Source organism: Arthrobacter sp. 01N444 (assembly GCF_056399305.1).
This window is the reverse complement of record NZ_JBFTRB010000004.1, coordinates 25,503-49,727: the sequence shown is the minus strand read 5'-3', so window position 1 is coordinate 49,727 and position 24,225 is coordinate 25,503. Positions and strand designations below refer to the sequence as shown.

At 66.9% G+C, this 24,225-nt stretch carries 23 protein-coding genes and 1 tRNA gene; 9 read left to right on the top strand and 15 right to left on the bottom strand.

The window, feature by feature from the left end; translation table 11 throughout:
* Nucleotides 1-85: 85 nt before the first annotated feature.
* The 9 genes from pafA to AC1DKN_RS06475 form a co-directional block, all read right to left on the bottom strand.
* On the bottom strand, nt 86-1,450 hold the full coding sequence (gene pafA / locus AC1DKN_RS06515) for a Pup--protein ligase (RefSeq protein WP_026538699.1): 1,365 nt from the start codon (nt 1,448-1,450) through the stop codon (nt 86-88).
* Between the two features lies 1 nt (nt 1,451).
* Nucleotides 1,452-2,159 carry a proteasome subunit alpha gene (gene prcA, locus AC1DKN_RS06510; RefSeq protein ID WP_028275580.1) on the bottom strand — a complete coding sequence of 236 codons (708 nt, stop codon included), beginning with the start codon at nt 2,157-2,159 and terminating at the stop codon, nt 1,452-1,454.
* 1 nt (nt 2,160) lies between these two features.
* Complete coding sequence (prcB, locus tag AC1DKN_RS06505; protein WP_028275579.1) at nt 2,161-3,003, bottom strand: proteasome subunit beta; 843 nt, start codon at nt 3,001-3,003, stop codon at nt 2,161-2,163.
* 86 nt (nt 3,004-3,089) lie between these two features.
* On the bottom strand, nt 3,090-3,293 hold the full coding sequence (locus AC1DKN_RS06500; protein ID WP_026266331.1) for a ubiquitin-like protein Pup: 204 nt from the start codon (nt 3,291-3,293) through the stop codon (nt 3,090-3,092).
* 90 nt (nt 3,294-3,383) lie between these two features.
* Complete coding sequence (dop, locus tag AC1DKN_RS06495) at nt 3,384-5,057, bottom strand: depupylase/deamidase Dop (protein ID WP_476850914.1); 1,674 nt, start codon at nt 5,055-5,057, stop codon at nt 3,384-3,386.
* Nucleotides 5,054-6,865 carry a proteasome ATPase gene (gene arc, locus AC1DKN_RS06490; protein WP_459384756.1) on the bottom strand — a complete coding sequence of 604 codons (1,812 nt, stop codon included), beginning with the start codon at nt 6,863-6,865 and terminating at the stop codon, nt 5,054-5,056. Before arc ends, dop begins: the two co-directional genes overlap by 4 nt.
* A gap of 84 nt (nt 6,866-6,949) precedes the next feature.
* Complete coding sequence (locus tag AC1DKN_RS06485; RefSeq protein ID WP_476855878.1) at nt 6,950-8,047, bottom strand: tRNA (adenine-N1)-methyltransferase; 1,098 nt, start codon at nt 8,045-8,047, stop codon at nt 6,950-6,952.
* A 101-nt stretch (nt 8,048-8,148) separates the two neighbouring features.
* Entirely contained in the window at nt 8,149-9,336 is a 1,188-nt protein-coding gene (locus AC1DKN_RS06480) for a site-2 protease family protein (RefSeq protein WP_223916369.1), read from the bottom strand.
* Nucleotides 9,329-10,126, bottom strand: coding sequence for an HAD family hydrolase (locus AC1DKN_RS06475; protein ID WP_476870795.1), 798 nt, complete (start codon nt 10,124-10,126; stop codon nt 9,329-9,331). Before AC1DKN_RS06475 ends, AC1DKN_RS06480 begins: the two co-directional genes overlap by 8 nt.
* A 153-nt stretch (nt 10,127-10,279) precedes the next feature.
* On the opposite strand from AC1DKN_RS06475, the gene AC1DKN_RS06470 reads away from it, so the two are divergent.
* Both AC1DKN_RS06470 and AC1DKN_RS06465 read left to right on the top strand, forming a co-directional pair.
* Entirely contained in the window at nt 10,280-11,185 is a 906-nt protein-coding gene (locus tag AC1DKN_RS06470; RefSeq protein WP_476850918.1) for a PAC2 family protein, read from the top strand.
* A gap of 162 nt (nt 11,186-11,347) precedes the next feature.
* Nucleotides 11,348-11,866: a DUF1269 domain-containing protein gene (locus AC1DKN_RS06465; RefSeq protein ID WP_476850919.1), complete on the top strand. Its 519-nt coding sequence runs from the start codon at nt 11,348-11,350 to the stop codon at nt 11,864-11,866.
* A 71-nt stretch (nt 11,867-11,937) separates the two neighbouring features.
* Here the strand turns inward: AC1DKN_RS06465 and mshC are convergent, their stop codons facing one another.
* The gene (mshC, locus tag AC1DKN_RS06460; RefSeq protein ID WP_476870794.1) at nt 11,938-13,218 is read right to left on the bottom strand and encodes a cysteine--1-D-myo-inosityl 2-amino-2-deoxy-alpha-D-glucopyranoside ligase; all 1,281 of its coding nucleotides are present in this window, start codon (nt 13,216-13,218) and stop codon (nt 11,938-11,940) included.
* 15 nt (nt 13,219-13,233) lie between these two features.
* Nucleotides 13,234-14,067, bottom strand: a complete 834-nt coding sequence (locus tag AC1DKN_RS06455) for an undecaprenyl-diphosphate phosphatase (protein ID WP_476855881.1) — start codon at nt 14,065-14,067, stop codon at nt 13,234-13,236.
* A gap of 50 nt (nt 14,068-14,117) precedes the next feature.
* Between AC1DKN_RS06455 and AC1DKN_RS06450 the strand changes: the two genes are divergently transcribed.
* Nucleotides 14,118-15,053: an aldo/keto reductase gene (locus AC1DKN_RS06450; protein ID WP_476850921.1), complete on the top strand. Its 936-nt coding sequence runs from the start codon at nt 14,118-14,120 to the stop codon at nt 15,051-15,053.
* Nucleotides 15,054-15,077: 24 nt separating this feature from the next.
* Here AC1DKN_RS06450 and AC1DKN_RS06445 read toward each other — a convergent pair whose 3' ends face one another.
* Nucleotides 15,078-15,350, bottom strand: coding sequence for a hypothetical protein (locus AC1DKN_RS06445; protein WP_223916379.1), 273 nt, complete (start codon nt 15,348-15,350; stop codon nt 15,078-15,080).
* Between the two features lie 39 nt (nt 15,351-15,389).
* On the opposite strand from AC1DKN_RS06445, the gene AC1DKN_RS06440 reads away from it, so the two are divergent.
* Complete coding sequence (locus AC1DKN_RS06440) at nt 15,390-15,623, top strand: DUF5703 family protein (protein WP_018772920.1); 234 nt, start codon at nt 15,390-15,392, stop codon at nt 15,621-15,623.
* Between the two features lie 72 nt (nt 15,624-15,695).
* Here the strand turns inward: AC1DKN_RS06440 and AC1DKN_RS06435 are convergent, their stop codons facing one another.
* Together AC1DKN_RS06435 and AC1DKN_RS06430 are read right to left on the bottom strand one after the other, a co-directional pair.
* Complete coding sequence (locus AC1DKN_RS06435) at nt 15,696-16,859, bottom strand: acyl-CoA dehydrogenase family protein (protein WP_476870793.1); 1,164 nt, start codon at nt 16,857-16,859, stop codon at nt 15,696-15,698.
* 16 nt (nt 16,860-16,875) lie between these two features.
* Nucleotides 16,876-18,192, bottom strand: coding sequence for a M20/M25/M40 family metallo-hydrolase (locus tag AC1DKN_RS06430; protein WP_476870792.1), 1,317 nt, complete (start codon nt 18,190-18,192; stop codon nt 16,876-16,878).
* A 164-nt stretch (nt 18,193-18,356) separates the two neighbouring features.
* Between AC1DKN_RS06430 and AC1DKN_RS06425 the strand changes: the two genes are divergently transcribed.
* The 5 genes from AC1DKN_RS06425 (at nt 18,357) to AC1DKN_RS06405 (ending at nt 21,976) form a co-directional block, all read left to right on the top strand.
* Nucleotides 18,357-18,439 (top strand) — tRNA-Leu (locus tag AC1DKN_RS06425).
* Nucleotides 18,440-19,107: 668 nt separating this feature from the next.
* The gene (locus tag AC1DKN_RS06420) at nt 19,108-19,581 is read left to right on the top strand and encodes a hypothetical protein (RefSeq protein WP_476870791.1); all 474 of its coding nucleotides are present in this window, start codon (nt 19,108-19,110) and stop codon (nt 19,579-19,581) included.
* A gap of 64 nt (nt 19,582-19,645) precedes the next feature.
* A complete protein-coding gene (locus tag AC1DKN_RS06415) occupies nt 19,646-20,131 on the top strand; it encodes a hypothetical protein (protein ID WP_476870790.1) in 486 nt (161 codons plus the stop codon).
* Entirely contained in the window at nt 20,128-21,093 is a 966-nt protein-coding gene (locus tag AC1DKN_RS06410) for a hypothetical protein (protein WP_476870789.1), read from the top strand. The genes AC1DKN_RS06415 and AC1DKN_RS06410 overlap by 4 nt, the downstream gene beginning before the upstream one ends.
* Before the next feature lie 25 nt (nt 21,094-21,118).
* Entirely contained in the window at nt 21,119-21,976 is an 858-nt protein-coding gene (locus AC1DKN_RS06405) for an oxygenase MpaB family protein (RefSeq protein WP_476855885.1), read from the top strand.
* 174 nt (nt 21,977-22,150) lie between these two features.
* Here AC1DKN_RS06405 and AC1DKN_RS06400 read toward each other — a convergent pair whose 3' ends face one another.
* A complete protein-coding gene (locus AC1DKN_RS06400) occupies nt 22,151-24,130 on the bottom strand; it encodes an APC family permease (RefSeq protein WP_476855886.1) in 1,980 nt (659 codons plus the stop codon).
* Between the last annotated feature and the right edge of the window lie 95 nt (nt 24,131-24,225).

Here is a 24,225-nt window from a genome sequence, read left to right as displayed (position 1 = left end):
GACTCAGTGCCGTTCGGTTTCCCGTGGCAAAGAAAGCGGCGGCCGCAGGGCGGCCCTACCCCAGAATAACGTGCGAAGCTGGGTATCAGCCCATCGAGTCCAGCAGCGCATCCACCCGGTCGTCCACGCTCCGGAAGGGATCCTTGCACAGGATGGTCTGGTGGGCGCGGTCGTTCAGCTTCAGATGGACCCAGTCCACGGTGTAGTCGCGGCCGAGTTCCTGGGCGCGCCGGACGAAGTCGCCGCGGAGTTTGGCGCGCGTGGTCTGCGGCGGGGCATCCACCGCGTCCTTGACCGCGGTGTCGTCCACCACCCGGCGCACGGCCCCGCGGGCCTGGAGCAGGTAGAAGAGCCCGCGGCCACGGGAAATGTCGTGGTAGGTCAGGTCCAGCTGCGCAATCCTGGGAGCGTCAAGGCCCAGCCCGTGCCGTTCCCGGTAGTTGTCCATGAGCTTTTTCTTGATGGCCCAGTCCACTTCGGTATCGATCGTGCTCGTGTCGCCGCTTTCGATGGCGTCCAGCGTGCGCTCCCAGAGGTCCAGGATCAGCGGCACGTGGGGGTTGTGCGCGCCGTGTTCGGCCACGAACGCGGTCACCTTGCCCAGGTATTCGCGCTGGATTTCCAGGGCCGTGAGCTGCCGGCCGTTGGCGAGCCGGACCAGTGCCCGGCCGCTGAGGTCGTGGGAGATTTCCCGGATGCTGCGGATCGGGTTCTCCATCCGCATGTCGCGCATGATCACCCCTGCCTCGATCATCCGCAGGATCAGGTCCACCGTGCCGATTTTGAGCAGCGCCGTCGTTTCGGACATGTTGGAGTCGCCCACGATCACGTGCAGGCGCCGGTAGAACTCGGCGTCCGCGTGCGGCTCGTCCCGGGTGTTGATGATGGGCCTGGAGCGGGTGGTGGCGGAGGAGACGCCTTCCCAGATGTGGTCGGCCCGCTGGGAGAACGCGAAGGTCGCCCCGTGCGGGGTCTTGAGGATCTTGCCGGCCCCGGCGATCAGCTGGCGGGTCACGAGGAACGGGATGAGGATTTCCGCGAGCCGGGAAAATTCCCCGCGCCGCGGGATGAGGTAGTTTTCGTGGCTGCCGTAGGAGTTCCCGGCCGAATCCGTGTTGTTCTTGAACAGGTATACGGTGCCGTTGAATCCCTCCGCCGCCAGCCGTTCCTGGGCTTCGTCCACGAGGTCGCACAGGATCAGTTCCCCGGCACGGTCATGGGCGATCAGCTGGGCGAGGTCGTCGCACTCGGCGGTGGCGTATTCCGGGTGCGACCCGACGTCCAGGTAAAGGCGCGAGCCGTTGGTCAGGAAGACGTTGGAGGACCGTCCCCAGCTGACCACCTTGCGGAAGAGGTAGCGGGCTACTTCCTCCGGTGCCAGCGGCCGGGACTCCGGGCTTGAATAGGAAATTCCGAATTCGGTTTCGATGCCGAATATGCGCTTGTCCATCTCACTTCTCCTCAGCCAGCAATGCCACGATGTCCGGGTCCTCAAGCCGGCGGAACGCCCGGCGGGTGCCGCGGCCGCTTTCCGATCCCCGGTCCAGTACCGCAACTTCCAGTGCGGATACGGGCAGGGTGGTGGTTTCCTTGTCCGCCACGAGCCCGGCGAGGGCCAGCCGGATGGCGCCCGCGAAGTCGAGTTCGCCCTGCCAGCCCGCCGCGACAGCCTCGGAGACCTTGTCCGCCTGGCCGCCCATCACAATAAAGCCGTGCTCGTCGGCGATGGACCCGTCAAAGGTCAGCCGGTACAGATGGTCCGCCTCCTGGGCCTGACCGACTTCGGCCACGGCCAGTTCGACCTCGAAGGGTTTCTGTTCGGCCGTAAACACCGCGCCGAGGCTCTGTGCGTACACACTGGCGAGGCCGCGGGCCGTGACGTCCTCGCGGTCGTAGGAATAGCCCCGGACATCGGCATACCGCACCCCGGCTTGCCGCAGGCTCTCAAACTCGTTGTACTTCCCGACGGCCGCGAACGCGATTTTGTCGTAGATCTCGCCGATCTTGTGCAGCGACGGGGACGCGTTCTCCGCCACGAGGGCAATCCCGTCCCGGCAACTGATGACCACCACCGAACGTCCGCGGGCGATGCCCTTCCGTGCGAAGTCCGCACGGTCCTTCATCAGTTGTTCGGGAGATACATAGAACTGCTGGGTCATCTCAGGCCTCCCGCTGGGCGACGGTGCGGGATTCGATGACGCGGCCGGCCACGGCGGCAAGGTCGCGGTCCGGTACCCGGAAGGCGCCTGTCCGGTTCACGATGTACACCACTGGCCATAGCTGCCGGACGGGGTCCGGGCCGCCGGTGGCGGAGTCGTCGTCGGCGGCGTCGTACAGGGCCTCGACGGCGACCGCCACGGCGTCCTGCTCCGAGAGGCCGGGACGCCAGAGTTTCTTCAGCGCGCCGCGGGCGAACATCGAGCCGGATCCCACCGCGTGGTGCTCCTGTTCCTCGTAGCGGCCGCCGGTGACGTCGTAGGAGAAGAGCCGGCCGAAACCTGCGGGCCGGTCGAATCCTGCGAACAGGGGCACGACGGCGAGGCCCTGCATGGCCATGGGCAGGTTGCCGCGGACCATGGCGCCGAGCCGGTTCGCCTTGCCGTCCAGGCTCAGGAGCGTGCCCTCGATCTTCTCGTAGTGTTCGAGTTCAACCTGGAACAGCCTGGTGATGTCCAGGGCGATGCCGGCGGTCCCGGCAATGCCCAGCACTGAATACTGGTCGGCGGGAAAGACCTTCTCGATGTGCCGGCTCGCGATCACGTTGCCCATGGTGGCGCGGCGGTCCCCGGCCATCAGCACTCCCCCGGCATAGGTCATCGCCACGATCGTCGTCCCGTGCGGGGCCTGCAGCGGTGCTCCCGGCTGGCCGGCGTGCCCGCCGGCAGGCAACTGGTTGAAAGGCACTTGGCCGAAGGGCATCAAATCGGGCCGTTCGCGCTGCAGATGCTCGGTGAATGAGGACGTCGCGTTGGCTGCTACTCGGTTGGCTGTTGTTTCCTGCACTAACGCTCTCCCTCAACGTGGTGGATCAACGACTCTTCCGGCCCTTAGCCCCTACCGCCGCCCTCATCCGGCGGCCGGCGGCGCTCCTACTGGCCGCCCTTTTGGACGAATGCGCGGACGAATTCCTCGGCGTTGGACTCCAGCACGCCGTCGATCTCATCGAGGAGATCATCGACGCCCTGGGTGGCTGCCGACGCCTGGGCGTCCGCCGGGGCCGGCGGCGCGGCGGGGACGTCCTCGTCAACCTCGGTGTCCCGCGACTGCGGCTGCTGCTGCTCCTGGCCTGCCATTGTTTTCTCCTTCATGTCCGTCCCTTTTCTCCTAAGGGACATCCTGTAGCAATAGTGCCACGCCCGGGGCGCCCGCGGGGGGCTTTGTTTTCAGGAACCGGGGCTGAGCCCGAGCAGTTCCGCCAGGAACGTCCCGGCCTCCCGGTGCCTGGCAAACAGGCCGCCGGTGAGGGCTTCGGTCCCGCGCAGCGGCTCGCGGGTAGGGACCCGCTGGAGCCTGCCGCGGCCGGGGACATCGAAGATTACCGAGTCCCAGCTGGCCCCCGCGAGGTCTGCACCGAACCTGCTGACGCAGCGCCCGCGGAAGTACGCCCGCGTGTCCGACGGCGGTTCGGTCACCGCACGGGCAATCGCGGCGTCGTCGACGATTCGGTGCATCCGGTCGCGCGCCAGCAGCCGGTAGTAGAGCCCTTTTTCGGGGCGGATGTCGGCCCACTGCAGATCCACGAGGCCCAGCCGTGCGTTGTCCCAGCCCAGGCCGTCACGCTGGCGGTAGCCCTCGAGCAGGGACAGTTTGGCGAGCCACTCGACTGAGGATGCGGCCGCCGCCCGGTCACCGCCGAGTTCGCTCAGCGTGGCGGACCACCGCTCCAGGACCTCGTGGGTGTGGCCGTCACCGTCCACGGCGTCCGCGACGCCGGTGTCCTGCGCGTGCTTGGAGGCGGCCTCGAAATAGATCCACTGGAGGTCCAGGGCGCTGATCCGCCGGCCGTCGCCCAGGCGCAGCAACCCGGTGAGCGAGGTGTCGTGGCTGACGGCCTGAAGCGCGGCGACGGGCTCATGGACTTCGATCCGCGGCGCAAGCCCGGCCTCGATCAGGCTCAGGACCATCGCGGTGGTGCCGAACTTGAGGAAGTTGGAGGCCTGGCTGAGGTTGGCGTCGCCGATGATGACGTGCAGCCTGCGGTATTTGTCCGCGGTGGCGTGGGGCTCGTCCCGGGTGTTGATGATGGGGCGGCGGATGGTGGTTTCCAGGCCCACTTCGGTTTCGAAGAAGTCAGCGCGCTGGCTGATCTGGTAGCCGGCCCGGGCGCTGTCCTGCCCGAGGCCCACCCGTCCGGCACCGCAAATGATCTGCCGGGTGACGAAAAACGGTGTGAGGCCGCGCACGATTTCGCCGAAGGGCACCGAGCGGGGCATCAGGTAGTTCTCGTGCGAGCCGTAGGAGACCGATTTGTTGTCCGTGTTGTTCTTGTACAGGTTGATGGGCGGCAGTTCGGGATCCGCAGCGAGGCGCCGGACCGCGGCCAGTGCCACGAGGTCGCCGGCGGCGTCCCACGTGACGGCGGCGCGGGGGTTGGTCACCTCGGGGCTGGAATACTCCGGGTGGGCGTGGTCCACGTACAACCGTGCGCCGTTGCCCAGCACCATGTTCATCAGCAGCGTGCCGGACTCGTCCTCGCCGTCGGCCTCGAGTTCCTGCCGCCCGTAGGCGAGGGCGATCGCCTCGGCGTCGAGGACGGGAGGCTGGTCGGTGAGTTGTTCCGGGTCCGCGCTGCTACGCTCCAAGGTCCAGCCGCGGGCGTCGTGCAGCGGTTCCTCGTCCGTGTAGTCCCACCGGGTCTCGGCGCCGCCGGCGGCCCGCTGCCGGGTCACCTGCGCGTACGCCTGAATGACCCGGGCTGACATCATCGTGGCGTTGGCTCCCGGGGCCGAGGGCGCGTGGATGCCGTATTCGGTCTCCGATCCCATGACCCGCATCGCCCCGCCGACCGGCAGCCCGCCCGCGGTGTCGGCGGGCTTGCCGGGGACAACAGCCGTCACAGGTACTGGCCTGTGCTGGGCATCGTCTCGATGGACTTCCCGGGCTCCTGGCCGGCCTTGCCCTGGACGATGGTGCGGATGTACGTGATGCGCTCGCCCTTCTTGCCGGAGATGCGTGCCCAATCGTCCGGGTTGGTGGTGTTGGGCATGTCCTCGTGTTCACGGAACTCGTCCACGACCGCCCGGAGCAGGTGGTCGATCCGCAGGCCCTTCTGGCCGATGGTCAACAGGTCCTTGATGGCGTACTTCTTGGCCCGGTCCACGACGTTCTGCACCACGGCGCCGGAGTTGAAGTCCTTGAAGTAGAGCATTTCGGTGTCGCCGTTGGCGTAGGTGACCTCGAGGTATTCGTTGGACTTCTCGGTGGAGTACATCGCCTCGACGGTGCGCTGGACCATGGCGTCCACGGTCGCCTGCACGTCGCCGTTGTGCTCGCCGAGGTCGGACTCGTGGAACGGCAGGTCCGTGGTGATGTACTTGTTGAAGATGTCGGCCGCGGCCTCGGCGTCGGGGCGCTGGATCTTCACCTTCACGTCCAGGCGGCCAGGGCGCAGGATCGCCGGATCGATCATGTCTTCCCGGTTCGAGGCGCCGATCACGATCACGTTGTCCAGCCGTTCGACGCCGTCGATCTCGCTGAGGAGCTGCGGGACGATGGTGGTTTCGACGTCGGAGGAAATGCCAGTGCCACGGGTGCGGAACAGCGAGTCCATTTCGTCGAAGAACACCACCACCGGGCTGCCCTCGGACGCCTTTTCCCGGGCGCGCGCGAAGATCAGGCGGATGTGGCGTTCGGTCTCGCCGACGTACTTATCGAGCAGCTCGGGTCCCTTGATGTTCAGGAAGTAGCTCTTCATGTCCGTCTTGCCGGCGCGCTCGGCGGCCCGGGCGGCCAGCGAGTTGGCCACGGCCTTGGCGATCAGGGTCTTGCCGCAGCCGGGCGGGCCGTACAGCAGGATGCCCTTGGGCGCCTTCAGCCCGTGCTCCCGGTACAGGTCCGGGTGCAGGAAGGGCAGTTCGACGGCGTCGCGGATCTGTTCGATCTGCGGGCCCAGTCCGCCGATGTCCTGGTAGGTGATGTCCGGGACTTCCTCGAGCACGAGGTTCTCCACTTCCGAGCGCGGGATCTTTTCCAGCGCGTACCCGGTCCGGGAATCAATCGAGAGCGCGTCGCCGACCCGGAGCCGCTGGGCGAGCAGGGCACCGGAGAGCCGGATGACCCGCTCCTCGTCGGCGCGGCCCACCACCAGCGCACGGTCAGGCCCCAGCATTTCCTTGAGCGTGACGAGGTCCCCGGCCCGCTCGTAGCCGAGTCCGGCGACCACCATCAGGGCCTCGTTGAGCAGGACTTCCTGCCCGACGGCGAGCTGGCTGATGTTGACCAGCGGGCTGATCCCAACCCGCATCTTGCGGCCGGCGTTGAAGATATCCACGGATTCCTCCGTGGCCGCCTGGCCGCTGTTCCCGGCCGTCGGCTGCCGTTTGGGGTTGAGCTGGAGGATGGTGCCGAAGCTGTACGGTGGCTGTCCCTCCTGGTCGAGGGCGTTTTTCAGCCGAAGGATCTCGGCCTTGGCCGTTTCCAGCATGCTGACCAGTTTGGAGTTGTTCTGCGTCGCGGCGGCGAGCTGGCGGTCAATGTGGCGGAGCTTGTCCCGGAGGATGTTGACCTGCCGCTCGGCGACGGACAGTTCATTGGCGGCATACCGGTCACCCTCGCCGGCTGCGGCGCGGGCCGCATCCGTGCGGGCGGCAGCATCCGCTGCGTCCTCGGCCGGTGTGCGGCCCGGGTCAGTATTCGGAGTCTCCATCGTGCATCAGCCCCTTCCTGCTCTTCTGTTAAGACCATAGCCCTAAGAAGGCGGGTGCCGCTGGAGACATCCGAAATATGCTGCCTAGTTCGTTATCTCCGGGGCGTCGACGACGTTCGTTCCGGCGATTGCGTCGCGGGCGGCGCGGCGCAGCTTTTTGTCCGAGACCGCACGCTCGCCCACAGCGCCCGGGGTCCAGGCGTTGACGTCTTCTTCGTTAAAGTCGGTCTTGGAGGGGCGGCGCTTTACCGAAATGCCCGTGACGCCGTCGGCGAGGCGGCGGGTTACCAGCAGGAAACCCGTGTGGGCGACCATGCGGTGGTCCGGGCGGACGGCCAGGCCTTCGAGATGCCAGCCGCGGACCATGGATTCCCACGCGTCGGGTTCGGTGAAGCGTCCGTCCGCGCGGATGGCTTCGGCTGTCCGCGAAAGCTGCGTCACAGTCGCGACATAATTGATCCACACGCCGCCGGGGGCCAGGACGGTGGCGACGGCGTCGAGGCATTCCCACGGCGCGAGCATGTCCAGGACCACGCGGTCCACGGAGCCGGGTTCCTCGGTGCGCACCACTTCCTCCTGGAAGTCGCCAAGGGAGATCTTCCAGGCCGGGTGCGGTCCGCCGAAGATGGTCTCGACGTTGCCGCGGGCGATGTCCGCGAACTCCTGGCGGCGTTCGAAGGAATGCAGGTAGCCGTTGTCCCCCACCGCGCGCAGCAGGGAGATGGACAGGGCGCCCGAGCCGACACCGGCTTCGACAACGCGTGCGCCCGGGAAGATGTCCGCCATGGTCACGATCTGGCCGGCGTCCTTGGGGTAGACGACGGCCGCGCCGCGGGGCATCGAGAGCACGAAGTCCGAGAGCAGCGGACGCAGCGTCTGGTACTGCTGTCCGACGTTGTTGACCACCACTGAGCCGTCGGGCTTGCCGATGATCTCGTCATGGTTCAGGAAGCCCCTGTGGGTGTGGAAGGCCCCGCCGACTTCGAGGGTGATCGTGTTCATGCGGCCGCGCTCGTCCGTGAGCTGGACGCGTTCGCCTTCGCGGAAGGGTCCGCGGCGGCGCGCGGCGCCGGTGGCACCATTAGCGCTGGCGGCAGTGCTGCCCTCGGCGGTGGGAGTGTCGGTGCCTGCGGCGGCGGTGGTGTTGGCAGTGTTAGTGCCTGCGGCGGTGTCGCTGCTCATGAAGATGTTCCTCGCTCCTGTAAAGCTGTGTGGCCGCGGACATGCCGGCGGGCACCGGTCCTTGCGCGTGGGGGCCGGAAATTCACGACCGCCCAGTAACTCTACCGGTTCTGCCCCTGGTTCTGGCGTTCGTTCCGGTACTTGCCCGTTATGGCCCGGACGACGGCGGACTGGCGCAGCAGCCCGGTGACGGCGCCCTCGCGGTTCACCACCGCGTACTCCTGGCCCTCGAGCTGGGCCAGGTACTGGACGAGCTCCTGGCCCTTGGACCATTCCGGGACATAGGCGCCCGCGCCAAGGGGGTAGGAGACCGCGGTCAGGGCGGTCGCCGCAGCCAGTCCGGCAGGCACACTGGCTGCGGCGCCGGCGTCGACGATGGCCACGGGACGGCCGTCCCGGTCGCACAGCACCACGGCGGGCTTTCCTGCCGGCGCCCGGTCCAGGAGGTCCGCGACCGTCGCGGTTTCCGGAAGGCCGAGGGCGGGTTCGGCGAGGGCCGCGGCGTCGACGAGGTGCAGCCGGCCCCGCAGGCGGGCCTGCTGGATCGCGGCCGACGCCCCCATCCACAGGAAGCTGCCCACCAGGGCGGTGATGAGGGTGAAGGAAATATCCGGACGTGCGCCGCTGACCAGCGGCAGGACTATGAACCACAGGGCGAGGGCGATCACGATGATCCGGCCCGCCCAGCCTGCCGCAATTGTGCCCTTCTCCTGGCTGCCGGTGGCTTTCCACACGGCGGATTCGACCAGCCGGCCGCCGTCCAGCGGAAGGCCGGGAAGGACGTTGAAGATGCCGATCAGCAGGTTGGCCCAGACGAAGATGTTGGCCAGGATGTCGGCCACGCCGTTCAGGTTGCCGTACGCAAGCGGGAGCCAGCCTGCGCCGGCAAGGACGAAGTTCGCGGCCGGCCCGGCCATCGCCACCAGGACGGAGCGGCCGGGTGAGGCCGTGAAGCTCTGGAACTGGGTGTGGCCGCCCCAGAGGTTGAGGACAATTTTCTCCGTGGGCCAGTGGAACAGCTTCGCGGTCAGCGCGTGCGCGAGTTCATGGGCCAGCACGGAAATCAGGAGCAGCAGCGCGTAGGCGAAGGCGACGAAGAAAGCGGTGACGCCGAGGCGCGGATTGTTGCTCTGCAGGACCGGCCCGTAGGCGATCACCGTGAAGGCCGCGATGATGAACCAGGAATACGCCAGAAATACCGGAATGCCAGCTATCCGGCCCAGCGGGATCCCTTCCCGGCGGTTCGCGGGAGTCTTGCCGGGTTGCCCCTGGCTGCCGGTGTCAGCCACGGGCGTGGCCCGCGGTCGAGAGGGCGCTCGAGAGTGTGGTCGAGACCGTGCCTAAGCGGCCGGTTGGGTCCGCGGCGGCGCCGAAGGTAGCGTCCGGGAAGGCGTGCCGCAGGGCGACGAGCTCCTCCAGGTCAGCGACTGTCCTGCCCTCCAGGGTGTTCCAGGTGGCGCGGCGGGGATCGTGCGGGAGGGGCAGGATGTGCGGGATGGCGACCGTGACGACGCCGGAGGCCACGGCGGCGGCGACACCCGGCACGGAATCTTCCAGAGCCACGCAGTGGTGCAGGCCGAGCTCGGGATCCTGCTGCTGCAGTAGCTCAACGGCAGTGAGGTAAGCCTCCGGGTGCGGCTTGCCCTGCGTCACAGTGTCTCCCGTGACGAGGAACTCGAAGTAGGGCTCGGGCAGGCTCGCAACGATCTCCCGGGCCAGCGGGGCCTCGGACATGGTGACCAGGGCGCAACGGACGCCGGCGTTGTAGAGTTCGTCGAGCAGTTCGCGGGCCCCGGGCCGCCAGGGAATGGAGCTCCGGACCTGGCTGATCACGTGGCCGGTGAGGGTGTCGATGATCTCGCGCCGTTCCAGGGCCACGCCGGCTTCCTGCAGGATTCCCGCGGAAAACATCAGGGACTGTCCCACGAGCTGCATGGCCTGTTCGTGGGACCATTGTCCGCCGTGGGCTTCGACGAGTGCGTGTTCGGCTGCGATCCAGTACGGCTCGGTGTCGACAATGGTGCCATCCATGTCCCAGAGCGCTGCTTTAAGGAGGGGCCGGGAAGCTGAGGATCGCATGCCTTCCAGTCTACGGGGAAGCCCGCGGCCGGGCGCCCGCGCTACGCCTACGGCGAATTCCGCGCGCCTGACCCTGGGATTTCGGGCGGAAATTGCGGTTCCTTGGCGCGCGATTGCCTGCACGCGGCGGGTTCTTGGACGTAGGGTGATGGCATGAACAGCTTCGAGGCAGACCCCACCGAACCAGGCGCCGTCTCCGAGCCGGAGCGGCTGCTGCAGCCAGTCCCCGAGGGCCGGCGCATCACCGTCATGCTCGCAGCCTTCGAAGGCTGGAACGACGCCGGAGAGGCCGCCAGCGATGCCCTGCGCTACCTGAACAAGCTCTGGGGCGGCAAGAAGGTCGGGGCGATCGACGCCGACGAGTACTACGACTTCCAGTTCACCCGGCCCACGATCCGGCGGACAGCGGCCGGTGAGAGGAAGATCAAGTGGCCGTCCACGCGGATCTTCAAGGCCAGCGTCCCCGACTCGAATGTGGACGCCATCTTCGTCCAGGGCACCGAGCCGTCCTACAAGTGGCGTGCCTACACCGCCGAACTGCTGGTACATGCCGAGGCGCTGCATGTCGACTACGTCATCCTGGTCGGTGCGCTGCTGGCTGACGTGCCGCACAGCCGGCCCATTCCGGTCAGCACCTCCACGGACGACGCCGCACTGCGTGAGCGGATGGACCTGGAGGCCTCGCAGTACGAGGGCCCGGTAGGGATTGTGGGCGTGCTCGGCGAGGTGGCCCTGCTGGCCGGGCTCCCGACCGTGTCGCTCTGGGCGGCCGTGCCGCACTATGTAGCCCAGGCCCCGTCGCCGAAGGCGCAGCTGGCCCTGCTTCACCGGGTCGAAGAGCTGCTCCAGGTCCCGCTGGACACCACCGAACTCGTGGAGGAGGCCGACGCGTGGGAACGCGGCGTGGACGAGCTCGCTACAGAGGATCCGGAAATTGCGGCGTATGTGCGCCAGCTGGAGGAGGCCAAGGACACCGCCGACCTTCCGGAGGCCAGCGGTGAATCGATAGCCCGCGAATTTGAGCGCTACCTCAAGCGCCGGGGCAAGGACAAGCCCTAGCCCGCGTCCCGCGTTCCCCTCCCCCTCCCACCTTCCCGCGCACTTTCCCCTTTAGGGGGGGCTACCCCGGACCAGAGTCTTATGACCCTGCCGGCGGCCGCCTGTCGCGGCGAGAGTTGGACCTGGCCGCGACGCCGGCCAACACCGAGTGGAGGGCACACCATGACAGATCACAACTACATCTTGTTCGTGTCGTCGTACGCCGACGAGGGCTCGGCGGCAGAGGATTTCAAGGCGATCAAGGGCATGGATGACGCGGCCGTCGCGGCTGCCGTCGTCCTGTCGCGGGACTCATCGGGCAAGACCGAGGTCAAGGAGCACGGCGGCGGACTGGTCGCCGGGGGCACCAAGGCCGGCGCAGTCGGCGGGCTGGTGGTCGGACTGTTCGCTCCGCCACTGCTGCTGTCCGGCGTGATCGGTGCCGGGATCGGCGCCGGTGTGGGTGCCATCAGGAAGCGGCACGAGGAGAAGTCCATCGGCGTCAACGCGGAGGAGTTTCTGCCGCCGGGCTCCTCGGCGATCGTTGCCATCGTCGATGACCTCTACCTCGACCGCGTCGACAAGGCGATCAGCAAGGCCACCAAGAAGGTCAGCAAGGCTGTCGACAGTGGTGACTACGACGCCGTCGTCAAAGCCGTGAACGAGGGCGACGAGAAGATCATCGAAGCCGCTTCGTCCTGACCGGCCGACGCAGCCACCTTGGAGACGGCCGCTGGGTTTTGGGATCTTCCTCCGGGCCGACCGAAAACCGGTTAGAGTTCGACGCCGAGCAGGGCGTTGACGGCGTCGCTCACCAGCGCGGCGTCCGTGGCCGAGGCCTCCCCCGGGGCTGCCAGGGCGGCCTTGGCCCAGGCGTCGACGGCGGCGAGTGCGCCGGGCGCGTTCAGGTCGTTGGCCAGTTCGGTCCGCAGCCTGCCAAGCAGGGCCGCGGCGGAGCCTTCCGGCGCCGCGGCGAGGGCCTCGCGCCAGGTGCGGAGCCGGTCTTTGGCCTCGGCGAATCCGGCGGCGGTCCAGGACCAGTCCGTGCGGTAGTGGTGGGCCAGGATCGCAAGGCGGATCGCGGCAGGTTCTTCCCCGTCAGCCCGGAGCCTGGAAACCAGGACAAGATTGCCCTTGGACTTGCTCATCTTCTCCCCGTCGAGGCCCACCATGCCCGCGTGCGCGAAGTGGCGGGCCAGCGGCACGCCCGCCAGCGAGTACGCGTGGCCGGCGCCCATTTCGTGGTGCGGGAAAATAAGGTCCGAGCCGCCGCCCTGAACGGTAAACGGCTTGGGCAGGTACTCCTGGGCGATCACGGTGCATTCGACGTGCCAGCCGGGCCGGCCCTCCCCCAGTTCGCCACCGGGCCAGCTGGGCTCGCCCTCGCGGGCAACCCGCCAGAGCAGCGGATCCAGCGCCTGGCGCTTCCCGGCCCGGCCAGGGTCGCCGCCGCGTTCGGCGAAGAGTTCCAGCATTTCGGCGTCGGAGAGTCCGGAAATGGATCCCAGGGTCCAGGCGTCGACGTCGTCCGTCGAGTGCTTCCCGGCGGCTTCGACGTCGTAGTAGACGTCGCCGTCGGGCTCGCCGCCGGTGCCGGGGACGCGGTACGCGAGTCCGTTGCGCAGCAGGCGCTCGATGGCGGGAACGATCAGGGGAACGGCCTCGACGGCACCGATGTAGTGGTCCGGGGCGAGGACGTTCAGGGCCTCCATGTCGGTCTGGAAGAGCTCGATTTGGCTCGCGGCGAGGTCGCGCCAGTCGACGCCTGTGGCCGTGGCGCGCTCCAGGAGGGGATCGTCGACGTCGGTCACGTTCTGGACGTAGGCGACGTGCTGGCCGCCGTCCCGCCACGCGCGGTTGAGGAGGTCGAAGGCGACATAGCTGGCCGCGTGGCCCATGTGCGTGGCGTCATAGGGGGTGATGCCGCAGACATACATGGACTGCTCACCTGTGGCCTCCAGGGTCACAATTCCGCCCTTGGCGGTATCGAAGAGGCTCAGGGCGGGCATGCTGCCGGGGAGCTGGGCAACAGGGCGGGAGGTCCAAGATTTCACAGACCAAGCCTAGTGCTAGGCACTGATGACATTGAAACCGAGCAGCAGGAACAGGGACATTCCCAGGATGATCCGGTACCAGACGAAGAGCCGGTAGCCGCGGGTGGAGACGTATTTCAGGAACCAGCCGATGATGACGTAACCCACAATGAAGGCGATCACGGTGGCCAGGGCGGTTTCCGGGAGACCGTACGGGCCGGTGATGCCTTCCTTGGAGACCACCTTGTACAGCTGGTACAGGCCGCTGCCGAAAACGGCAGGGATTGCCAGCAGGAAGGAGTAGCGGGCCGCCGCCTCACGGGTGTAACCCATCAGGAGCCCGGCGCTGATCGTGCCGCCGGAGCGGGACACACCGGGGAAAAGGGCCAGGGCCTGCGCCAGTCCGTAATAGAGCCCATGTTTGTAGGTCAGCTGCGTCAGTTCACGGTCCTGCCGGCCGATGGTGTCGGCCACCGCGAGGACCATGCCGAAGATAATCAGCATGGTCGCGACGCCCCACAGGCTGCGGAGTACCGATTCGATCTGGTCCTGGAACAGCAGGCCCAGGACGATGATCGGGATGCTGCCCAGGATCACCAGCCAGCCCATGCGCGCATCCGGGTCCCGCCGGGAGACTTTGCCGGTCAGCGAACCGGCCCAGGCACGGATGATCCGCAGGATGTCGCGCCAGAAATAGACGATCACCGCGGTCTCGGTGCCCAGCTGCGTGATGGCCGTGAAGGCGGCGCCGGGATCGGACGCTTCCGGGAGGAAGGCGCCGACAATCCGCAGATGGGCGCTCGAGGAAATCGGGAGGAACTCGGTCAGCCCCTGTACCAGGCCCAACAGAGCCGCTTGTATCCAGTTCACGTTTATAGACCCTACGTTACGAAGCAGCCCGACCCCGTAAGCTAGCTGACATGCAGCAGCGTTATGTCGGCAACAGTGGGTTGCGCGTGTCCGCCCTATCCCTCGGCACCATGTCCTGGGCCAGGGAAACCGAGGAACAGGATGCCGCCGCCCTGGTGCGCTCCTTCGTCGATGCCGGCGGAACCCTGATCGATACGGCGGCGTCCTACGCCGACGGGCAGGCCGAAGCGATGCTCGGCGGAATACTGGGCGACGTCGTGGCGCGCTCCGAAGTGGTGATCTCCACGAAGGCCGGACTGACGACGGCGGACGGTCGCCGCAGCGTCGACACGTCCCGCAACGGCATGCTCTCCGGGCTGGACGCGAGCCTGGCCCGGATGGGAACCGATTACGTGGATCTCTGGTTCGCGCACGCCTGGGATCCGAATGTTCCGCTGGAGGAAACCCTGTCAGCGCTGGACCACGCGGTGCGGTCCGGCCGGGCGCGTTACGCCGGTGTCTCCAATTTCAACGGCTGGCAGACGGCAAAGGCCGCCGCAATCGCGGGCTTCCCCCTCGTGGCCAACCAGTCCGAATACTCGCTCCTGCAGCGCAACGCGGAGATGGAGCTCATTCCGGCCATCGAGGACGCGGGGCTGGGCCTGATGGCCTGGGCTCCGATGGGACGCGGCGTCCTGAGCGGCAAATACCGCGGCCACATCCCGGCTGATTCCCGGGCCGCCAACCAGCGGTTGGCGACGTACGTGGAACCCTATCTCGAGGGACCGGCGTCCAGCGTGGTGGAAGCCGTCGCCATGGCGGCGAAGGGGCTCGGCCGGACTGCCCTGGATGTGTCGCTGAGCTGGCTGTTGTCCCAACAGGGGGTGGCAACCGCCGTCGTCGGCCCCCGGACACCGGTTCAGCTCAAGGAGATCCTGGATTCGGCGCTCGCGCCGCTGCCGCCGGAGATCGCGCAGGCGCTCGAAGACGTGTCCGACCCTGGCTGAGGCCGCGGAGATCCGCAGGTGGCCCTAGTTCTCCGAATTCTCGAGGATCTCGAGGTCCTCTTCGTCGTCGACATCGTCTTCGTCGCCGTCTTCGTCGCCGTCGATCACTTCGAGCGGCGTCACTTCCCCATACGCCTCATACAGGGCGTCGTCGTAGACTTCAAAGGCATCGGCAACGGCGAAGAACGCCGCCTCGACCGCGGGATCCCCGTCACTTCTGCGGGCGGAGGCCGCCGCCAGGTGTTCTTCCAGTGCAGAGGTCAGGGACTGAAGCGCGACACGCGGATCGATGCTCATGACTTCACGTTAGTCGGAAAAAGACGAAAATGGAGAGCAATGAAAGAACATTTTCTGAGCAGCTCGGTCCGGCGGGAACGGGACTATGTCAAGCAGTACGAGTACCTCGTTCTGACGGTCGGCCCTGAGGATTCGCTCCCCGAGGCCCGCCGCCGGCTCGTGGAGCATTCCGAGTACGGCAAATGGGAACTGGAACGCAGCCGCCTCTACGTGGGCGGCGGGCGGCGTTTCTGGCTGCGCCGGAAAGTCATCCAGGTCCAGCGCACCGTCTAGGCCGCACACGGATGCCGGCCGCGCATCGGCCGGGATCGGCAGCCGCGAACGCCGCGGGGAGTCCTGGGCCCTCTAGGGTGTCTCCAGCGGGCCCAGCCAGGCGTTCGCCACGGTATTGTGCGCCGACTCGTCATCTGATGGGTGGAACATGCCGGCGAGCACGTCCCGGTACAGCCGCTCCAGCTCCGAGCCGCGGAAGTAGCTGGAGCCGCCGGATACCCGGATGGCGAGGTCCACCACGGTGCGCGCCGTCTCCGTGGCCCGGACCTTGAGCCCCACGAGCCGGGGGAACCATTGGCTGCCGTGGTCCGCGAGGGCGTCGACGTCGGCCGCCACGGAGGACAGCTGCGGGTAGAGCGCATCCATGGCCATTGCCGCCTCCGCCACCTTCCAGCGGATGTCCGGGTCCTGGGCGTAGCTGCGGCCGCCGTTCTTGAACGATGTCCGGCGCTGCACCGCTTCCACCCCGAGCGTGAGGGCCCGTTCGCCGATTCCGGTGTACACAGCGGCGAGGAGGGTCTCGAAGCAGGCGAAGATCGCGAAGATCAGGGGGTCGGCGTTCGGGCCCACCGGCAGTTTCCGGAAAATCCGTTCGGCCGGGACGACGGCGCCCTCCAGGAGGGTCGTGTTGGACTGGCTGGCCCGCATGCCGAGCGTGTCCCAGTCGGGCAAAATCTCGTAGCCGGGGGTTTCCCGGGTGATGAACCCGTGGACCAGTTCCCCGGCGCCGTCCGCGGCATTGGCGTCCTTCCCGAAGATGCCCAGCCGGGTCCACGCCGGTGACAGGCTGGTGAAGATCTTGCGGCCCGTGAAGCTGTAGCCGCCGTCGTGCAGCGGGACGGCCTCCGTGCGGGAATCGAACAGCACGGAATCGTTGCCTGCCTCCGAATTGCCGAAGGCGAAGACCTCACCCTGTGCCGCCTCGTGGAGGATGAAATCCAGCGAGGAGTCACCGCGGGCGGCAAGGACGTGGGCGACGCCGGTCCACACCAGGTGCATGTTGACGGCCAGCGCCGTGGCCGGCGCCGCGGTCGCCAGCCGGCGTTGCAGCTGCGCCGCTTCCGCAAGCCCGAGTCCGAGTCCGCCGTCGATCACCGGGACGAAAATTTTCAGGTAGCCGGCCGCCGTGAGCTCCGCGAGGTCCTCGTGGAAGAAGGCGTTGTCGCGGTCGTAGCCGGCAGCGCGGCCGCGGATCCGTTCCAGCAGCGGACCACTCAGGATGTCCTCGGGCGTCATGGCAGGCGGTGTCCGCTCAGTAGTTGGTGAGCAGGGTGTCCAGCACCCGTGCGCCGAATTTCAGGGAATCCGCCGGGACCCGTTCGTCGACGCCGTGGAACATGCCGGTGAAGTCGAGCTCGTCCGGCAGCATCAACGGGGCGAAGCCATAGCCGGTGATGCCGAGCCGGCTCAGGGACTTGTTGTCGGTCCCGCCGGAGAGCGTGTACGGCAGCACCTTGGCGCCCGGATCCTCGGAATGCAGGGCGTCGATCATCGAATCGACGAGGTTGCCGGCGAACGGCACCTCCAGCGAGACATCGTTGTGCACGTAGCTGATGTCCACTCCGGTGCCGGCGAGTTCGCGCACGATTTCCAGCACCTGCTGTTCCTGCCCGGGCAGGGTCCGGCAGTCGATGAGGGCCTCGGCCGATTCCGGAATGACGTTGTGCTTGTAGCCGCCTTTGAGCAGGGTGGGGTTGGTGGTGTTCTGCAGTGTGGCGCCGACAAAGCGGGCCACCGTGCCGAGTTCCTTGAGGATCTTCTCCGGATCGTCGGGATCGAATTCGACCCCGGTGAGTTCGGTGACGCCGTCGAGGAACTGCCGCGTGGTCGGCGTGAGCTCGATCGGCCAGTTGTAGGCACCAATCCGGGATACCGCGCCGGCAAGCCTGGTCACGGCGTTGTCGGTGTTGATCTGGGAGCCGTGGCCCGCGCGGCCGTGGGCCACCAGGCGGAGCCAGGAGAGGCCCTTTTCCGCCGTCTGGAGCAGATAGGTGCGCTGGCCGCCGATGGTGGCGGAGAAGCCGCCGACTTCGGAGATCGCCTCCGTGGCGCCCTCAAAGAGTTCGGGCCGCTTCTCGACGGCGTAGCGGGCGCCGTAGGTGCCGCCGGCTTCCTCGTCGGCGAAGAACGCGAAAATGAGGTCGCGCTTGGGTTTGCGTCCCGTGCGGGCGAAGTTGCGCAGCACAGACAGGATCATGGCGTCCATGTCCTTCATGTCCACGGCGCCGCGTCCCCAGATCAGGCCGTCCTTCAGTTCGGCGCCGAAGGGGTCAACCGACCACTGTTCGCGCAGGGCCGGGACGACGTCCAGGTGGCCGTGGACCACCAGGGCGCTGGCGGAGGGGTCCTCCCCCGCCAGCCGGGTGACCACGCTGGCGCGGCCGGGGGCTGCTTCGAAGATTTCGGCGTCCAGCCCGACTTCGGCCATGAGCCCGGCGGTGTATTCAGCGGCCGCGCGTTCACCGGGGCCGGAGCCGTCGCCGTAGTTGGACGTGTCGATCCGGATCAGCTCCTGGCAGATCCTGACGACCTCATCCTCTGGCCTGGTTGCGGTCCGGTTGTCAGTCATAGCGGCTCCTCGTGGCGGGTGGCTCAATTGCTTGCTTCAGCCTACCCACACCACCCCCGCGGACCCCGATTATTTGTTTCCGGAAAAGTCGTGCTAGAGTCTTTCTCGCTGCTTCCGAGAAAAGCAAAACGCTGAAAGGCGAAACGAACTCGGAATTACCACCTGCGCGGGTGGCGGAATGGCAGACGCGCTAGCTTGAGGTGCTAGTCCTCGAAAGGGGGTGGGGGTTCAAGTCCCCCTCCGCGCACAAGGGAAAACCCCTGGAATCAACGGATTCCAGGGGTTTTTTTCTGCTTCCCCGCAGACGGGCCGCAGCTTCGCCCCCGCTGCCGCTGAATACCAATACCCGCTGCCCCGGCCCGGAGCCCACCGGACGTGCCCGCCAGAGGATGGCCGCGCAGCGTTCTCGCCCCGTGGCCGCCGGCGTAGAGTCTGCGCAAGAGACTTGCAAGCGGATCGAGGGATGACTAATGACAGTTGGAGGCTGGAACCCGCTGGTGCTGTTGCCCGTCGCGTTCATCGTCGTCTTCGTGGTTTGGGCAGCTCGACGGGCCCGAGGCCGGAAGTCCAAGGACTAACGACCCGCTGGGCCGCTGTGTGCTTGCCGGTACAAGGGTGTTGAGCCGGCGCGGCCGGGCCAACCAAAAGACCGCATCCCTGCCGGCCCCCCAAAAGCTCCTGCAGGAATGCGGCCGTCGTGGCGTCAGCCGGAGCGCGGCTCCCCTGACGGGCAGCCCTCGGGCTGCGTGCCTCCACGATGGAGGGGTACCGGAGGCGTGGACCGGTACCCCTCCGGTGCAGAAATAGACATGTCCAATTCTGTTTTCAGAGGGTAATGCAAAGTTATTGGACATGTCCAATCGGATGATATTGTCTTCTGGATCCACCCTTCGACCGCAGCAAAGGAGCCCTGTCATGAATGACGCATCAGTCGATTCCGGGCCGGGCGCGGCACTCGCAAGGAAGCTGAACCTTCTCCTTGATTCCTCGGAAGCCGCCGGGAAGAAGATCACCTTCAACGACGTCAGCGCCGCCATGAAGACGGCCGGCACCCCGATCTCCCGCGCCCGCTGGCACTACATGCGCACCGGGTCCGGGCCCGAGGTGAAGAAGACCGAGCTCCTGCAGAACCTCGCAAAGTTTTTCGGCGTGAACCGCGACTACCTGCTGCACGACCAGGACGAACTGCCCCGGAAAGTCGAAGCCCAGCTCGACCTCCTGGCCAGCATGCGGGCCAACAAGGTCCGCAATTTCGCTGCCCGGCAACTCGGCGGCCTGTCACCCGAGACGCTCCTTCAGATCCGGGACCTCATCGACGAGCAGCTGGCGGAGACGAACGTCACTTCTTCCGACACGCCGGGCTCCGGAAAGGCCTCTGAACAGGGCTGATACGCTCCTCCTTGGAGTCGGAGGGACTCCGGCCCCCTATCGGACCATCCCAAGGATCAGCGCCATGGACTACAGCGTCGCCCGAGCGCGGGCCCGGACTGCGGAAGAAGGCCTGCGGCTGCAGGAGCCGGTCTCCATGCGTTCCATCCAGAGCCACCTGGAGACCGCGAGCGGGCGTCCAATTGTCATCAAGCCGATCGACAGCACCCCCACCGACAAGGTCTGTGGCCTGTGGTTCGGCCTGGACGGCCTGGACCTCATCCTCCACGCCAAGTCGGCGTCAGAGGTGCACCGCCAGCAGATCGTCCTGCACGAGTTCGCCCACATGATGCTCCGCCACGAGCAGGAAGTCCTCTCGCACGACTACGCCCAGGTCTTCTTCCCGGACCTCGACCCGGAGCGCGTCGTCTCGGCCCTGAAACGCACCGACTTCGCCGACGAGCTCGAGGTAACGGCCGAACTCCTTGCCGACCGGCTTGCCTCCCGCATCCGCCGCTCCTACCAGCAGCCGGACGCGGAGCCGGGCAACTTCGGGGCGGTCTTCGGATGATGCAGTTCCTCATGGCCGCGGCACTGCTCCTGTTGGCCGGGGCCCGCATTCCCGCCCTGCTTCGCAGCCGGAGCGACCTGGTGTTCTCCTGTGCCGTGTACGGAGGCGTGGGCTCTTTGCTCATGTCCCCGATGGTCTACGTCCCCGTCGATACGGCCCTCGGCGGCATGAACCTGGTCAAACTGGTCCTGAACTCCCTGATGATTATCTCGCTCTGGTATCTGCGCCTCGCCGCATACGCCGCCATCGCCCCGGAAGCCGGCGGCCGCCGGACCTGGTGGACACGGACACTGCCTTTGACGCTCACGCTGAGCCTGCAGACCGCGTTCTTCCTCCTCACAGGACCCACCGTCACGACCACCGCCTGGGGCATCTACGAGGACCGTTTCCCGGCTCTCCTGTTCTCGCTGATGCTCACCCTCTTCATCTGTTCGATGAGCGCGGAAATTGCCGTGATCTGCTTCCGCTACGTCCCGCGGATGAGCCGCCCGTTCCGCGTCGGTTTCTCCATGCTGGGCGCCGGCTGCATCATGGGCTTCCTGGTGATGGCCGAGATGTGTCTGTCCTTGTTGGCCCGGCACCTGACATTCCTGGCCGTACTGGTCAGGCCTGGCTTCCCGTACCATCAGCTGGAACTGGTTGCGACCGTCCTGGCCGGCGCCGGGCTCACGATCCCGGCGGTTGCCGGCAGGGCTGCCCGCAAAAACCTGCACCGCCGGAACACCGAAACCCTCGCACGCGTCGAGGCCATCTGGTCCAAGGCGCTGAAGAGCACGTCGCTTGACCGGACCCTTGAGGCCGACCCCCAGGCACCGGTACAGGACAGGCTGCACCGGATGGTTGTCGAAATCCGGGACGCTGAACTCGCTGCGGGCACTTCGGCGACGTTCCTGACCGCGGAGGAGCGCAGCTACCTGCTCTCCGTTGAAGCAAAGCTCCATAACTCCCCCGCCCCGGCATAGCCTGCGACAGCTACAGAAAGCCGCCATGCAACTCCTCACGCACCCGACCCGCCGAACACGCCCGAGCGGTACGGACATGTACGGGATCTACCGGAACATGGTCCTCTTCGATTTCAAGACTGAAATCCATTCGGGCTTCTTCGTCGCCTATTACCGCAACTTCGCCATCCCCTCCACAGCGAGGACCCTGGCGGCGACCGGAGAGATGAAATCCCGGCCGATGAAGCGCTCCTACGACACCGGCATCGTCCTCCACGAGATCATCGCCAACGGGTTCGAGCACGAACGCAGCCAGGCCATGATCAAACTGCTCCGCCGGGTCCACAACGGGGTGTCCGGCACCCCGGACGACTTCGTCTACGTCCTCATGACCTTGCTTGTCCTGCCGCTGCGCTGGACCGAACGTCACGGCTGGCGCCGGTTGACGGAGTTGGAGAAGCGGGCCGCCACGGATTTCTACGCCGAACTGGGCCGGCAGATGGGGCTTGAGGGCATCCCGGCCACCTTCGCGGAGGCGGAACGGTTCCTGGACGAATACGAGGACCGGAACATGGGCCCGAGCCCCGAGGGCTCGATGCTGTTCAATGCGACCGTCGCGGCCTTCGCCAGCCGTATCCCCGCCCTGCTTCGCCGATTCACCCCGACCATCCTGGCGCTGATGATGGACAAACCCCAGGTCGCTGTTGCCCTGGGCCTGAAACCTGCCCCGGCAGTGCTGCGCGTACCGTTCAACGCGGTGCTGCGGTTCCGCTCCCTCAAGGCCAGGTTGCGTCCCTTGCCGACCGAGCCCATATTTGTGCCGGGAAGGATGAACGTCGTGGCATACCCGGACGGATACACCCTGGACCAGATCGGCCCTTGGGGGAAATCAGCCAACGTCTGAGGCCCGGGCTGCTTACCGCCGTCGACCCTGGGGTGGACCCGACGCACCCGTGACGGGCCTGCGTGCTGACCGAAGACGACGACGCGGACTCCGACTACGCGCGAACAGGCCCGCCGGAACCTGAACTGCTCAAATCCCGGCGGGGCTGTTCGTTGTGGTTAGAGTGCGCTCTGCCTAGCCCACGTGGATGGCGGGCCGGAGTGCCTGGTCGGGCTCGGTCTCGCGGAGGATTTCGCGCACCAGCGGCGCGGTGTCGCCCTCGCCCAGGAACAGGTACCGCATGAGGTGGCCGACGGGGTTGCCCTCGGACCACTCGAAGTAGCACTGGGGCTTCGTCCCGGTCGAGTCGCGCATGGCCAGCAGGACGGCCGCGATCGCGTTCGGCACGGCCGGGGACTCCACCCGCAGGACCCGGTAGCCGTCCACTTCGACGCCTTCGACCCGGAGCGTGTGGCTGAACGCCGAAGGATCGGAGATTTCCACTTCCAGGAAGATGACATCCGCCGGGCCCGGGACGGGGTTCAGCCCACGCTGTTCGTACTCTTTGTCCGCGTACTCAGCCTTGTCACCGGCTTGGCGCTTGTTGGCGATGACGTTCAGTTGCCCGTCGAAGGCAATCGAATCGGTGATGAACTGCCGGGCTGCCTCGTCGAACTCGATGGTTTCCAGCCGCAGTTCGGTGGTGCGCTGGACCCGGGAGATGAGCGAGACGACGATGATGCCGGCGATGAAGAACGCCGAGATCGCGATGCCGTCGGGCTTTTCGATGACATTGGCGCCCAGCGCGTACAGCAGGACCAGGGTCAGCGCACCGAAGCCGATGGTTCCGGCGCGGCTGTGCCGGCGGATCGCGGAGACGGTCACGGCGACGGCTCCGGATACCATCATGGCCAGGATGCCGGTGGCGTAGGCACCTGCCTGGGCGTTGACGTCGGCGTTGAAGGCGATGGTGATGCCGACGCTCAGCACGGTGTAGACGATTACGACCGGGCGGACGGCCCGGCCCCATTCCGGCGCCATGCCGTAGGCCGGCAGGTACCGGGGCACGATGTTGATGAGTCCGGCCATGGCGGAGGCTCCGGCGAACCAAAGGATCAGGGCGCTGGAAATGTCGTAAACGGTGCCGAACCCGGCGCCGAACAGGTCGTGGGCGAGGAACGCCAGGGCGCGGCCGTTGGCCTGTCCGCCCTCCTCGAACTCCTTGGCCGGGATCATGACCGTGGTGAGGAAGCTGGTGGACATCAGGTAGACGCTCATGATGGCCGCCGCCGTGGTGAGCAGCTTGCGGGTGTTCCTGACCCGGGACGCCATGATCTGCTCGGGGCTGTCGCCGGTGGCCTTGATCAGCGGCATCATCGAGACGCCTGTCTCGAACCCGGACAGGCCCAGGACCAGCAGGGGGAAGGCGATGACGGCGGGCCCGATCAGGTCCATGGGGCCGCCGCCGGCGCTGGCGAGCAGCCGGTCGGTCCAGCCGGCGATCAGGGACGGTTCGGAGAGAACATGGGCGAATCCTGCGGCGACGACCGCGGCGTTCAGGAGCAGGTAGACGGCCACAAGCGGAATGGCGACGCCCACGGCCTCGTTGAAGCCGAGCAGGAACACCCCACCCAGGATCAGCAGCAGGATCACCGTGATGATCACGGCACTGCCTTTCAATCCCGCAGGCACGATCGGGTTTTCGAGCAGGTGCACCGTCGCGTCCGCTCCGGAGAGGGTGATGGTGATGATCCACGAGGTCGCAACGAACCCGAGCAGCAGCAGGACGAAGAACTTGCCGCGCCAGAACGGGAGCAGCTTCTCCAGCATGGCAACCGAGCCCTGCCCGTGCGGGCTCTCCTGCGCGACCCGGCGGTACATGGGGAGCATGCCCAGCAGGGTCAGGGCCACAATGAGCAGGGTGGCCAGCGGCGACAGGGCACCGGCGGCCAGGGCGGCGATACCGGGAAGGTATGACAGGGTGGAGAAATAGTCGACGCCGGTCAGGCACATGACTTTCCACCAGGCGTTGGGCTTGTGATCTTCCTCGGCTTCGGGGCCGGCGGGTGCGACCTGGTTGGCCAGTAGCCAGCGGACCAGGGGCTTGTGGTCCGGGCGGTCGGCCTGCTTCAGGTCAACTTGCGCCGGGACGGCGTGGTCAGAAGTGGTCTGCATCGGATCTTTCTGTTGGTGGCCGGGCGTGTGCCGGGCAGGAGCAAGTCCTGGGAACCGGTCAATTGTAGTGCCGGGTCCCCGTTGCCGCGGTCAGC